Raw genomic sequence first — 13,275 nt, forward strand, 5'->3', positions numbered from 1 at the left:
ATGAACTTAAAGAGCATACATGAACCTGTTTACTACGGGAGCTATCCGCTACAATAGATAGCTCCTATCCCTGATTTATTGCTTAATTTTCTAAAATAAACTTCACAATATTGTATGTGCAATTTTATAAATAAAAAATCATAAATTTGTTCACATTATATCCATTGTGAATTTTTTCACAATGGATATATAATAAACGTGTAAATACAATATTGGAGGGATTTCAATGGTTATCAATTTTCTAAGAACTGATAAACGTGCTACTTTCATATTATTACTTTTACGGCTTTATATAGGATATACATGGCTCGCTGCTGGGATAGGCAAAGTCTTCGGACAATCTTTTGACGCAAGTGGTTTTCTAAAGGGTGCTATTGCTCAAGCATCAGGTGACCACCCTGCAGTACAAAGTTGGTGGGCAGATTTCCTTCAACATTTTGTCCTTCCAAACGCAGACCTATTTAGCTTTTTAGTTCAATGGGGAGAAATTTTAGTAGGTCTAGGTTTGATTTTAGGTGGATTAACAAAAACAGCTGCATTTTTCGGAATCATAATGAATCTTTCATTTTTATTAAGCGGAACTGTTAGTGTAAACCCAAACCTGCTTATTTTAACTATGTTCATTTTAGTTGCAGGGCAGAACGCTGGACGTATTGGATTAGATGGCTATGTTTTCCCTAAACTTTTCCGTAAAAACAACCATGAAACATATAAATTAAGTAAAAGTGCGTAATAACAGTTTATTTTTAAAATATAAGTAAGAAACAGAGCCTAAGTATAGGCTCTGTTTCTTACTTACTCCAAATTTAAACTCTTAACGAACCGCGAAATCCTCTAGCAGCATAATAAGAGTCTGCTCCATTGTGATACACGAAAACATGTCCGAAGCGATAATCGCAAAATAGAGCACCACCGAGTTCTCGAATATCTGAAGGTGTTTGTACCCAACTTGATGATTTCATGTCAAAATCCCCAAGTTGTTGCAATTCCCGATATTGTTCTTCCGTTAATAGTTCAATGCCCATAGCATTTGCAACATCAATAACGTTATTTTCTGGTTTATGTTTTTTTCTTGATTCTAACGCTTCAAGATCATAACAAAGACTTCTGCGGCCTTTAGGACTCTCCTTTGAACAATCATAGAAAGTATACTCGTCCTTCTCTTCATTATAACCAACAACATCCGGCTCACCGCCAGTTACTTCCATTTCATGAATTGACCACAATTTTTCAGTATTAGTAGCCAGCTTCGCTTCAATCTTAGCCCATTCAAGACCTTCATGGCGGTTCATGTTTTTCTCAAAACGAGCTTGTAATACTTTTAGTAGTTCTTCGCGTTGTTCTACAGATAACTCATTTTTATTCTCTGTCATATTAGTCCTCCGAATTACGTTTCCTTATAATCATTTACATTTTTCCAATACTGGTTTGCATGCAGTTTACAATAAATTATATAATTTGTTGTATCTCTTTTTCAACAATCTGACACGATTGCACAACGAAAAATCCCTGTGTGGATATCCATTATATAGTACTAAAATCTTTCGTACTATCCCCAAGAATATAGTGTGAAAACCACATCAAATTCTGCTTCATAATAGCCATATGAACTCCTGGGTGGTCAGAACTATATGCCATTCCTTTAAATATAATTAACTCTGTATCGACTTCCATATCTCTTAACCCTTTATATAGCTCATATGCATTTGTAGTTGGAATTCTTGCATCCTTTTCCCCATGTTGAATTAAGGTAGGCGTACAGGCTGATTTAATATATGTCATTGGTGATGTTTTCCTATATATATCCGGATCATTCCATGGAGTATTTCCTAAATACATGCTAATAAAGTAAGGGATATCCGTATTTACATAATGGGTACTCCAGTTAGTGATTCCGCCCCCAACTGAAATAGCTTTAAATCTATCACTAAATGTAGAACAGAAAGCTGATATATATCCTCCGTTACTCCATCCCATAACTCCTACTCTCTCTTTATCTACCATCCCCTTTTCAACTAGTTCATCCACTCCAGATATAATATCATCATAATCAGCAATTCCTTGTTTTCTATAGTTTGCTTTTAAAAATTCATTACCATAACCAGAACTTCCCCTGTAGTTTGGCTCTAAAACGATAAAGCCTTTTTCGATAAATTGTTCAATCGGATATTTCTCATTAAAACAGTCTGAAAATATCGGAAAGGATGCCCAAGCCGGACCACCGTGAATTACTACTAATAAGGGATATTTTTTATTTGCGTCAAACTCTACTGGAGTTGATAGAACACCCTCTATTTCAAGACCATCACTACTTTGCCATGAGATGATGTCCCTGTTGCTTTTAAGCTTGTCTTCGAAAAAGCTATTTTCATTCGTTATTTTTTTATAATCCAAATAGATTTCAAAGGTTTCATTTGTTATAGCCTTAGTATATGTTATATGATTTCCATCCCTTGTTATAGAGGCATCCATTATAAAGCTATCTACTTTTTCGCTTAACATTTCCACAGCGCCATCCTCACATAGCAATCCAATACGGTAATTCGTTTTATCCTGCCATCTAATTAAAATTCCTTTAGCTGTCCACTGTAATGGCATAACCGTACTATCAAAATTTGTTAAAGGGACAATTCGTTCTCCAGTATTCAGATCATATATCTCTAATGTACTTTCTTGTATATGGTTTCTATAATACTCCTTCTCTCTTATGCTTGCTGAGTAACATATTTTATCGCCCTCAGGAGAAAAGCAGACGCTCGCTCCTAACAACTTATCTATATTCATCTTTTGTAGTTCCCCAGCTTCAACATCTAATATGTATAGATCACCATTCATATAATCGTTTAAACTTGGTGTAGCCATACATACAACCTTTTTCCTATCATTTGAAATATCAAAGTTATGTATATAAAAATCCTTACCGTCCGTTAGTTGATAAACACCGCTAACCTTCCGTTCCTGTTTATCGTTTTGTTTCACTTTTTCTATTTCAATGTAGTATAAACAATTATTCTGATGTTCCTTACCTACATGATGGAAATCTCCATATCGTTCCTTACGTTTCTTTATCTCCTCACATTCTTTTGACTGTGCAATATAATAAAAACCTTTACCAGTAGGCTCCCATTTGAATGTATTAACTCCTTCCTTCTCATCCGTAATTTGAACCTCACTACAACCGTCTATTGACTTAACAAAGATCTGATTTTTATTATCCCCGTCACCACCTGGGCTAAGGTATGCAATGCTCTTAGAATCTGGAGACCATACTGGATGTGTACTATCTATATCCCCATTTGTTAGTCGGTAACTCTGCCCTTTATTTGTTTCATATATCCATACATGATTTCTATACGTATTGTCTTCCCAGTTAGCGCTCTTCTTAACAAATGCTACGTTTTTGCCATCATCACTTATGTTTGTACTTGATACGGCCGGTAATGAAATAATCTCTTCTATACTTAAATATGTTTTTGCTTTCACTTTCATATAATAAGCCCCCTTGTAATGTCCATGAATCTATCGTCCCTTCTCTTCATAATAAAGAAAATTGTTCACTGATACTTAAAATAGTAACGGAAAATTCAGATAAATAAAAGTGGTTCTATTCCAAATCCGATAAAGTAAAACTTTCATTAGTAGAGTGCTATCCACTTAGCAATTTTAGATGTTCTTTTTTGGCACAAAAATACCCCTTTAGATAACATATCTAAAGGGGTGCAGATTCGTAAATTTATTTCAAATCCACAACTATATTTATTAACCTACTAATCTCCTACTCAACAGTAACAGACTTAGCTAAGTTACGTGGCTTATCAACGTCACATTCGCGGTGAAGTGCCGCGTAGTATGAGATAAGTTGGAATGGAATAACTGCTACTAGCGGTGCTAGCGCTTCGTGTACAGCTGGTAATACGAAGCTGTCACCTTCCATTTCTAAGCCTTTCATTGAGATGATACATGGGTTAGCTCCGCGTGCTACTACTTCTTTCACGTTACCACGAATTCCAAGGTTTACGTGCTCTTGTGTAGCAAGTGCGATAACTGGTGTACCGTTTTCGATTAAGGCGATTGTACCGTGTTTTAATTCTCCTCCAGCAAATCCTTCTGCTTGGATGTAAGAGATTTCTTTTAGCTTTAACGCACCTTCTAATCCTACGTAGAAGTCTACGCTACGTCCGATGAAGAAACAGTTACGAGTTGTTGCTAAAAATTGTTTTGCTAATGCGTCCATTTCTTCTTTTTGATCACAAAGTTCTATCATTGCATTTGCTACAAGTCCTAATTCGTGTGTTAAATCGAAATCAAGAACTTCGCCTTTTGCTTTAGCAATGTCCGCAGCTAAAATTGAAAGTACTGCAAGCTGTGCTGTGTAAGCTTTCGTTGATGCAACTGCGATTTCTGGTCCCGCGTATAACGGAAGTGTGTAATCAGCTTCACGAGAAAGTGTAGAACCAGGTACGTTTGTAATCGTTAATGCTTTATGCCCCATTTCATTTGTTTGCACAAGTACTGCACGGCTATCAGCTGTTTCACCACTTTGTGAAATATAAATGAAGAATGGTCTTTCTGTTAATAATGGCATGTTATAAGAGAATTCACTTGCTACATGCACTTCAACTGGCATTTTTGCAAACTTCTCGATAAATTGTTTTCCAACAAGACCTGCATGATAACTTGTTCCACATGCAATGATGTAAATACGATCGCTATCTAAAATCGCATTGCGGATGTCTGCATTCAGTTCAATCTCGCCATTTTCATCTTGATACTTTTGAATTATATTACGGATTACAAGTGGTTGCTCATCGATTTCTTTAAGCATGAAATGAGGGTATGTTCCTTTTTCAATATCACTTGCGTCTAATTCCGCTGTAAACGGTGCACGTTCAATCGTTTCACCTTGTAAGTTTTTAATTGTAATACTTTCTTTCGTTACGATTACGATTTCTTTATCCATTAACTCAATAAATTGATCTGTAACTTGTAACATCGCCATAGCGTCGCTCGCCACAACATTAAAGTTGTCACCAACACCTACTAATAGCGGGCTTTTGTTTTTAGCAACATAAATCATGTTTGGATTTTCAGCATCAAGTAATCCGATCGCATAAGAGCCATGTAAAAGAGATAGCGTATTACGGAACGCTTCTTCTACACTTAGTCCTGTGCTCACTTGTTGTTCCATAAGCTGTACGATAATCTCTGTATCCGTTTCACTTACGAACGTTACATCTTGTAAATATTCTTTTTTCACTAATTCATAGTTTTCAATTACACCGTTATGAACTAGTGTAAAGCGTTTTGATGTACTTTGATGCGGATGCGCGTTTACTTTGCTTGGAACACCATGTGTAGCCCAGCGTGTGTGACCGATTCCCACGCTTGCTGCTACATTCTCATCTACGATTTCGCGAAGTTTTGCAATACGACCTTTTTCTTTGTATACAACAACACCGTTCTCTGCTTGTACTGCAATACCTGCTGAATCATATCCACGATATTCTAGCTTTTCTAAACCTTTTAATAAAATTTCCTTTGCATCTTGCTCTCCAATAAATCCTACGATTCCACACATGTTTAGTCGCCGTTACAAATGCTTACATTGCTCTGCGAACATGTAACGACATAGTCCGATACCATTTTTATTTATACTAAAAAACGGATTACATATTGCTAGCCCTGTAAGCTTGTAACGGCTTTCACCTTCCTCTCGATTGGGTTTAAGTCCGTATATACTTATACAGCTAGTTTGTATCCGTTCCTTTTCTCTCATCACACTTTCACCTTTGTCCACTAAGTCACCTTAATGATTTAAGTAAAAGCTTGCGGTTGTGATGAACAACCGGGAGTCATCCGCCGAAATCTCGATAAACTCCACCTCGTCAACTACACTACTTGTAGTTCTGGCGCTTCTATAATTTACAATATTTCCTTTGAGAAAAAGAACAAGACCATCTTATAACAAACATAGATAAACCGTCAATGAAATTTTTTTCATCGTCTATAAAACATATGAAAAAGGAGCACTTCTTGTGCTCCTTTTCAATAAATTTATCAAATTATTCAGCGCCAACTTCAGCTTTCACAACTTCTACAATGCGATGTACATATGCGTCACACACTTCTTGTGTTGGTGCTTCTGCCATTACACGAATAAGTGGCTCTGTTCCAGATGGACGAACAAGAATGCGGCCATCACCGTTCATTTCTTCCTCTACAACACGAATAATTTCTTTAATTTTTTCATTTTCTAATGCTAGCTTTTTATCTGTTACACGAACGTTTACTAGTAATTGTGGGAATTTTGTCATCTCACCTGCAAGCTCAGATAATGGTTTTTTCGTCATTTTCATGATGTTCACCAGTTGAAGTGCACTTAACATTCCATCACCAGTTGTAATGTAATCAAGTAAGATAATATGACCCGATTGTTCCCCACCTAAGTTGTAACCACCACGCTTCATCTCTTCCATTACGTAACGATCACCAACTGCTGTTTTATCACTTGTAATATTATTAGCTTCAAGTGCTTTGTAGAAACCTAAGTTACTCATAACAGTTGAAACGACTGTATTATGCTTTAGTTGACCAGTTTCTTTCATGTACTTCGCACAAATAAACATAATTTGATCGCCATCAACGATGTTTCCTTTTTCATCTACAGCGATTAAACGGTCACCATCACCATCAAAGGCAAGACCGATATCAGCGCCTTTATCTTTTACTAATTTAGCTAATACTTCTGGATGCGTAGAACCTACTCCATCGTTAATGTTCATGCCGTTTGGTGAAGTTCCCATTGTTGAAATATCAGCCTCTAAATCCGCAAATAAGTATGGAGCTAAAGAAGACGTAGCACCATGCGCACAATCTAAAGCGATATGTAAACCAGAGAAATCTTCCTCTACAGTTTGTTTAATATATTGTAAATATTTTTGTCCGCCTTCAAAATAATCACTCACTTGTCCAAGGTTCGTACCTGTTGGACGTGGTAGTTCATCAACTTCTTTGTCTAATAAAGCTTCGATTTCTGCTTCTTGCTCATCTGTTAATTTAAAACCGTCTGAACCGAAGAACTTGATTCCGTTATCCTGTACTGGATTATGAGATGCAGAAATCATAACACCTGCTTGTGCATCTAACGCTTTTGTTAAATAAGCAACACCTGGTGTAGAAATAACACCAAGGCGCATTACTTCTGCTCCAGTTGATAATAGACCTGCTACTAAAGCTCCTTCTAACATATGTCCTGATATACGTGTATCACGGCCGATAATTACTTTTGGACGATCTGTATCTTTTGTTAATACATAACCACCAAAACGTCCAATTTTGAACGCTAATTCAGGTGTTAACTCCTGGTTCGCAACCCCGCGTACTCCATCTGTACCAAAATATTTACCCATTATGATTCGCTCCTTTTTCTGGCTCTTTTTGATTATCTACTGTTGGCTCTTGACTAGTTTCTTTTTCTTTATCTTTATTTTGTTCCTGTTCCGTGTCAGGCTTAGGTTCAGGTTCAGGATTTTTTGGTTTTTCAGTTTGATTATCTTGGTTATTATTTGAATCTGGTTTTTCACCGTTACCCTGTACTTCTTTATCTGGATTTTCTTTCTTCACAATTGTGACTTTGGCACTTTTTTGCTTTGGCTCTATTGAAATATTACCAGGACCGCTCACTTGAATAGAAACATCCTTCGTCCCCGGAGATACATTTTGCAGATTAATGGCTGCTGTTATTTGAGCAGCTGTTATTTTATCTACTATACTTGTTTCTCCTGAAATATCAACGCTTATCTTCCCATCTTGCGGTGAAAGTAGCTGGGCCGTAGCATCTTTAGAAAGTCCATTTTTTTGAATTGATATACCATCAATCGTTCTTGTTTTCGTTTGTTTTGTTTTTTGCACTCCTACCGAAACCTTCACTTGATTCGGTTTTGCACTTGTTACACCCTTTGGCAATAAAACAGAGGTATCGAATGTTGTAGACTCTGTCAATTGACTAAGATCTACTTCGACCCCCTCTATCGATTGTATATTATCCAAGATATCTTTTGGACCTGCTATTGTTACTTCTCTCGGCTCAATGCTAATATTTGTAACGGCCAATCCTTCTGGCAAACTCCCCTTTTTCGTATACGTTACAGGAACAGTTTTTTCAGTATTATTGGCCGTAGCTTGCGTCGCCACATTCAATGTTACACTAATTTTAGATGGACTCGTTCTTACATTTAAACGTTTTCCTTCTCTATTGTATAATGTAACTTCGGCTGTTTTTGTAACAGTTTTATTAACACCTTTTAAATCAATATACGCCTTAGCAGATGAAATACTTTCAATTTCTTCTTTCGTCCCAACTACCTCAACAGTATCAGGTTTAATGTTTGATTTTTCAAGAGTTGAACCCGCTGGCATTTGATCCTCATTTGATAATTTTAAGTCTACATGAACGTATTTTCTCGCTTTTTCATGTAGAGTAATTTTAATTGTTGATGGCTGAACTGTTCCTTTCACATCATCTGGAAGCCCGTTCGTTTTCAAAGAAACTTCATAAGTTCCTTTTTCGCTATCTCTCAAATCAACTGGTATATCAAATTGTTTTTTCGCTTTTGCTGTAGCAACTGCTGCTTTTGGGCCCTCTAACTTCACCTTAACGCCCTCTGACGGAATACCACTTACAATATATTTCTCTTCATCATACTTAAGGTTAATGGCATAATTAGTTAAGGTTTCTTTCGCATCATTTGCGAAAGGTAGTATCCCCGATGTCGTATTTTTTTCAGTTAAAGTCGCTGACATAAAAAGCATACACGCCAATAGTAATGAGATCCCTTTTAAAAACCAATGATTCTCCATTAACTTATCCATGACGCTTTCTCCTCCAATTCCATAAAGACGAAGAAGTCGTTTTTTCGCTCGCACTAAATTCAGCTAACAACATATCTTTCAGTTGTTCTGTCTTCAAATCACGATGCAACTTACCATTTTTCGTTAAAGAAATTTGGCCAGTTTCTTCCGACACAACTACTGTAATACTATCAGTAACTTCACTAACTCCCATTGCAGCGCGATGCCTAGTTCCTAGTTCCTTAGAGATAAACGGACTTTCCGATAACGGAAGATAACACGCTGCTGCTTTAATGGTACTTCCTTGCATAATAACCGCTCCATCGTGAAGAGGTGTATTAGGAATGAAAATATTAATAAGTAATTCCGATGATACGTGTGCATTTAGCGGAATACCTGTTTCCACATAATCACCCATACCGGTCTCTTTTGACAAAGTAATTAATGCACCAATTCTACGTTTCCCCATATATTCCGTTGCTTTCGCTATCGCTGTTGCAACGATTTCAGGTTCATCATCCTCATGAGTTCCAACACGCGAAAATAAACTCCCGCGTCCTAGCTGCTCAAGTGCTCTTCGCAATTCTGGCTGGAAAATAATAATAACGGCTAAAAATCCCCACGTTAATACTTGCTCAGTTAGCCAATAAAGCGTATGCAATTCAAGAAAAATACTGATCATCCGAACGACAATAATAACTGTAATCCCTTTTAAAAGTTGAACAGCTTTCGTCCCTCGGATTATGAGAATTAGCTTATATATAATAAACCATACAACGGCAATATCTAATACCGTACTAAGATATTTCAAAATGGTCGTATCTTCAAAAGGCATGCTAACCCTTCCTCCTACTTACGAGCAATTCTATCCATATATTGAAATATTGTTTTATGCTCTATCTGTATGTATTTCCAACAACTAGTTAATTATACCATACATGAAACAAACGACAATTACAAACAACCCCCCTTAGTCTAAATTGGCAAGATGTCAAACATTATTATCGTACAGTATAATATAAATCATTATTATACGCTTATTTTCAAATAAAAAAAGCAACTTCTCAGTTGCTTTTCTTACATTTATTTTAGTTTTTCACCGAATAAAGAACCCATTAAAGCAACTGCCGTTGTTGCCGTTCTGTTTCGCTCATCTAAAATGGTATTTACTTCAACAAACTCAGCAGATGTGACAATATCAGCTTCCGCTAACATTTCCATTGCTAAATGGCTTTCACGATAAGATAGGCCACCAATTACAGGCGTTCCAACTCCTGGTGCATCATGAGGATCAAGACCATCTAAATCTAATGATAAATGTACACCATCAGTATGAGATAAATAAGCGATTGTTTCTTCCATAACAGCCGTCATACCCATACGATCAATCTCGTGCATCGAGAATACTTTAATACCTTCCTTGCGAATAAAGTCTTTTTCTCCTTCATCTAATGCACGTGCACCGATAATTACAACATTCTCTTTTTTCACCTTTGGATATGCCCCGTATAAATCTACAAGCGTTTGATGTCCATACCCTAAACTTGCTGCAAGTGACATGCCATGAATATTTCCAGATGGTGAAGTTTCTTCTGTATTTAAGTCACCATGTGCATCGTACCAAATAACACCTAAATTTTTATAATGTTTCGCAACACCAGCTAATGTACCAATTGCGATACTATGGTCACCACCTAATACAAGTGGAAAACGTCCCTCTTCTATAATATGATCCACCTTACTTGCTAATTCGTTACATACAGTTGCAACTTGTGTAAGGTTTCTTAAGTTTGTATTTACATCTACTTCTTTTTCTCTCTCTATACATATATCTCCTATATCTTTAACGTCATATCCAATTTCTTCAATTCTTTCAATTACGCCTGCATAACGGATTGCACTCGGCCCCATATCTACCCCGCGACGCATCTGTCCTAAATCCATTGGAACTCCAATAACTGAGATTTCTTTTTTCATAGATAGTATCCCCCTTTTATGCCTTCACTAAATATTTTAAATCTTTTATATAGTCTGACTCAACTCGACATTTTTCTGTATGGATATACAAATTATTCACTTATATTCGCTTTAAAAACCAAATTTCAAGACTATTCTATGTATAAAGTTAACTTAATGAAACAACTACCATCATTATTATTAAATAATAATAAAAAACACTCCTACATTTAGAAGTGTTTTTCTGATGCTATTTTCCATACTGTGGCAATATTCTTTGTTGTCATTTCGATATTCTCTTCCGCTACTTTATATGCCTCTTCTAATGTCATAGGACTCGCTGTAATACTAAATACTGCATCGATTCCTTTTTCATGAACAGCTGAATAATTCGGAGATACAGATCCTCCAATAGCAATGACAGGAATACGAAAATGCTTTGCACGCTCCGCAACACCTACAGGGGCCTTTCCATATGCTGTTTGTTCATCTATTCTTCCTTCGCCAGTTATAATTAAATCTGCACCTTCTATATGCTTATTAAAATTTGTATAGTCTAATACAATTTCAATTCCTCTCCGCAAGCTTCCCTTTAACACTGCAATAACAGCTGCTCCCATTCCTCCTGCGGCTCCTGCGCCAGGTATTTCAGATACGTCGCAAGATAAGTATTGTTTAAGGATATTCGCATAATGCTTTAAATTCTCATCCAGCTCTTTCATCATCTCTGCATTCGCACCCTTTTGCCTCCCAAATACGAAAGATGCTCCCCTTATTCCAACTAACGGATTATCTACATCACATGCTGCTTCTATCTTTATATGCATTAAGCGTGCATCCATGCATGAAAAATCAATAGCGACAATCGAATGTAACGTCCCTCCAGATGGCTCTATTACTTCCCCTTTTCCATTTATAAACCTGACTCCTAAAGCTGACAACATACCTGCTCCGCCATCATTTGTAGCACTTCCGCCAAGTCCTAAAATAATGTGCTCAGCTCCTTCGTCTAGCGCATGTAGTATAAGTTCTCCTGTTCCTTTAGTCGTTGTAATAAGTGGGTTTTGCTTTTTAACCGGAACATGTTGTAATCCTGATGCTGCTGCCATTTCAATAAACGCTGTCTTTTTATCTTTAGACATACCGTAAAAGGCTTGTACACGTTCTCTAAGCGGTCCTGTCACATGAAGGGGTATCATTCTTCCATCAGTAGCATCCACAAGTGAATCAACCGTTCCTTCACCTCCATCTCCAATTGGTATTTTTACGTACTCTGCTTTAGGAAAAATTGCTCCAAATCCTCTTTCAATAGCTTCACATACTTTTATAGCTTTTAAGCTTTCTTTATATGAATCAGATGCAATAACAACTTTCACAATTATCCCCCATCCTTTATTTTTACATTAACTTAAAATTAAAAAAGTATGAGACAGTTATCTAGTTTTCAAAGAACATACCATTTGCTATTTAAAATAGCTTTTTGGTGGAGCCTAGCGGGATCGAACCGCTGACCTCCTGCGTGCAAGGCAGGCGCTCTCCCAGCTGAGCTAAGGCCCCAAAAGTTGTATGGTGGGCCTAAATGGACTCGAACCATCGACCCCAACGCTTGGCAAGGTTGTATTCTACCACTGAACTACTTCCGCGAAAATGGTGAGCCATGAAGGATTCGAACCTTCGACCCTCTGATTAAAAGTCAGATGCTCTACCAACTGAGCTAATGGCTCGTAAATGGCTGGGCTAGCTGGATTCGAACCAGCGCATGACGGAGTCAAAGTCCGTTGCCTTACCGCTTGGCTATAGCCCATTAATATTTACTAGTATGGTTATCTTTTCAAAAAAATAAACCCTCTCAGGTTATTTTAAAGAAAATGGTGGAGGGGGGCAGATTCGAACTGCCGAACCCGAAGGAGCGGATTTACAGTCCGCCGCGTTTAGCCACTTCGCTACCCCTCCGACATTTAAAATATATATGGTGGAGGATGACGGGATCGAACCGCCGACCCCCTGCTTGTAAGGCAGGTGCTCTCCCAGCTGAGCTAATCCTCCAAAAGTGGTGACCCGTACGGGATTCGAACCCGTGTTACCGCCGTGAAAGGGCGGTGTCTTAACCACTTGACCAACGGGCCAAAAATTTTAAAACTCTTCCCAAGCTTCCAACCGGGCTTGAACCGGTGACCTCTTCCTTACCATGGAAGTGCTCTACCAGCTGAGCTATGGAAGCATAATGGCTCCGCAGGTAGGACTCGAACCTACGACCGATCGGTTAACAGCAAATAGCACAACCACTGAGCTACTGCGGATTAATAGTTGCTTGGCGACGTCCTACTCTCACAGGGACAAGGTCCCAACTACCATCGGCGCTAGAGAGCTTAACTTCCGTGTTCGGTATGGGAACGGGTGTGACCTCTCTGCCATCATCACCAAACTATGAAGGCATATTCCTTCAAAACTAGATAACATTTGCTTCAT

At 37.7% G+C, this 13,275-nt stretch carries 10 protein-coding genes, 8 tRNA genes and 1 rRNA gene; 1 reads left to right on the forward strand and 18 read right to left on the reverse strand.

The features are described from left to right. Positions 1–226 precede the first annotated feature (226 nt). Positions 227–733, forward strand: a complete 507-nt coding sequence (locus DN394_RS14630; RefSeq protein ID WP_097994266.1) for a DoxX family membrane protein — start codon at positions 227–229, stop codon at positions 731–733. 73 nt (positions 734–806) lie between these two features. Here DN394_RS14630 and DN394_RS14635 read toward each other — a convergent pair whose 3' ends face one another. The 18 genes from DN394_RS14635 to rrf all read right to left on the reverse strand — a co-directional run bounded on the left by DN394_RS14635 (position 807) and on the right by rrf (position 13,231). Continuing rightward, positions 807–1,373: a DUF4256 domain-containing protein gene (locus tag DN394_RS14635; RefSeq protein WP_097994265.1), complete on the reverse strand. Its 567-nt coding sequence runs from the start codon at positions 1,371–1,373 to the stop codon at positions 807–809. A gap of 151 nt (positions 1,374–1,524) precedes the next feature. Next, the gene (locus tag DN394_RS14640) at positions 1,525–3,489 is read right to left on the reverse strand and encodes a S9 family peptidase (RefSeq protein ID WP_097994264.1); all 1,965 of its coding nucleotides are present in this window, start codon (positions 3,487–3,489) and stop codon (positions 1,525–1,527) included. Positions 3,490–3,775: 286 nt separating this feature from the next. Continuing rightward, positions 3,776–5,578, reverse strand: a complete 1,803-nt coding sequence (gene glmS, locus DN394_RS14645) for a glutamine--fructose-6-phosphate transaminase (isomerizing) (protein WP_000334153.1) — start codon at positions 5,576–5,578, stop codon at positions 3,776–3,778. 12 nt (positions 5,579–5,590) lie between these two features. Further along, on the reverse strand, positions 5,591–5,776 hold the full coding sequence (locus tag DN394_RS14650; RefSeq protein ID WP_001208183.1) for a hypothetical protein: 186 nt from the start codon (positions 5,774–5,776) through the stop codon (positions 5,591–5,593). A gap of 286 nt (positions 5,777–6,062) precedes the next feature. Further along, a complete protein-coding gene (glmM, locus tag DN394_RS14655) occupies positions 6,063–7,409 on the reverse strand; it encodes a phosphoglucosamine mutase (RefSeq protein WP_000521485.1) in 1,347 nt (448 codons plus the stop codon). Continuing rightward, entirely contained in the window at positions 7,402–8,871 is a 1,470-nt protein-coding gene (locus DN394_RS14660; RefSeq protein WP_097994262.1) for a CdaR family protein, read from the reverse strand. Before DN394_RS14660 ends, glmM begins: the two co-directional genes overlap by 8 nt. Then, positions 8,864–9,685, reverse strand: a complete 822-nt coding sequence (cdaA, locus tag DN394_RS14665) for a diadenylate cyclase CdaA (protein WP_001115707.1) — start codon at positions 9,683–9,685, stop codon at positions 8,864–8,866. The genes DN394_RS14660 and cdaA overlap by 8 nt, the downstream gene beginning before the upstream one ends. Positions 9,686–9,933: 248 nt before the next feature. Next, positions 9,934–10,827 carry an arginase gene (gene rocF / locus DN394_RS14670; protein ID WP_097918285.1) on the reverse strand — a complete coding sequence of 298 codons (894 nt, stop codon included), beginning with the start codon at positions 10,825–10,827 and terminating at the stop codon, positions 9,934–9,936. 209 nt (positions 10,828–11,036) lie between these two features. Then, positions 11,037–12,182, reverse strand: a complete 1,146-nt coding sequence (locus DN394_RS14675) for a glycerate kinase (RefSeq protein ID WP_098705636.1) — start codon at positions 12,180–12,182, stop codon at positions 11,037–11,039. Between the two features lie 105 nt (positions 12,183–12,287). Then, positions 12,288–12,363, reverse strand: a tRNA-Ala gene (locus DN394_RS14680). Positions 12,364–12,454: 91 nt separating this feature from the next. After that, positions 12,455–12,530 (reverse strand) — tRNA-Lys (locus DN394_RS14685). A 5-nt stretch (positions 12,531–12,535) separates the two neighbouring features. Beyond that, positions 12,536–12,610: transfer RNA gene (locus DN394_RS14690), tRNA-Gln, on the reverse strand. A gap of 65 nt (positions 12,611–12,675) precedes the next feature. After that, positions 12,676–12,759: transfer RNA gene (locus tag DN394_RS14695), tRNA-Tyr, on the reverse strand. 17 nt (positions 12,760–12,776) lie between these two features. Next, positions 12,777–12,852, reverse strand: a tRNA-Val gene (locus DN394_RS14700). Positions 12,853–12,857: 5 nt separating this feature from the next. Then, positions 12,858–12,932: transfer RNA gene (locus DN394_RS14705), tRNA-Glu, on the reverse strand. A 22-nt stretch (positions 12,933–12,954) separates the two neighbouring features. Next, a tRNA-Thr gene (locus DN394_RS14710) sits at positions 12,955–13,027 on the reverse strand. 4 nt (positions 13,028–13,031) lie between these two features. Continuing rightward, a tRNA-Asn gene (locus tag DN394_RS14715) sits at positions 13,032–13,106 on the reverse strand. 9 nt (positions 13,107–13,115) lie between these two features. Continuing rightward, positions 13,116–13,231 (reverse strand): 5S ribosomal RNA (gene rrf, locus DN394_RS14720). Positions 13,232–13,275: the final 44 nt, after the last annotated feature.

Source organism: Bacillus sp. BB081 (assembly GCF_008368895.1).
In the GTDB taxonomy this organism is placed as follows: domain Bacteria; phylum Bacillota; class Bacilli; order Bacillales; family Bacillaceae_G; genus Bacillus_A; species Bacillus_A wiedmannii.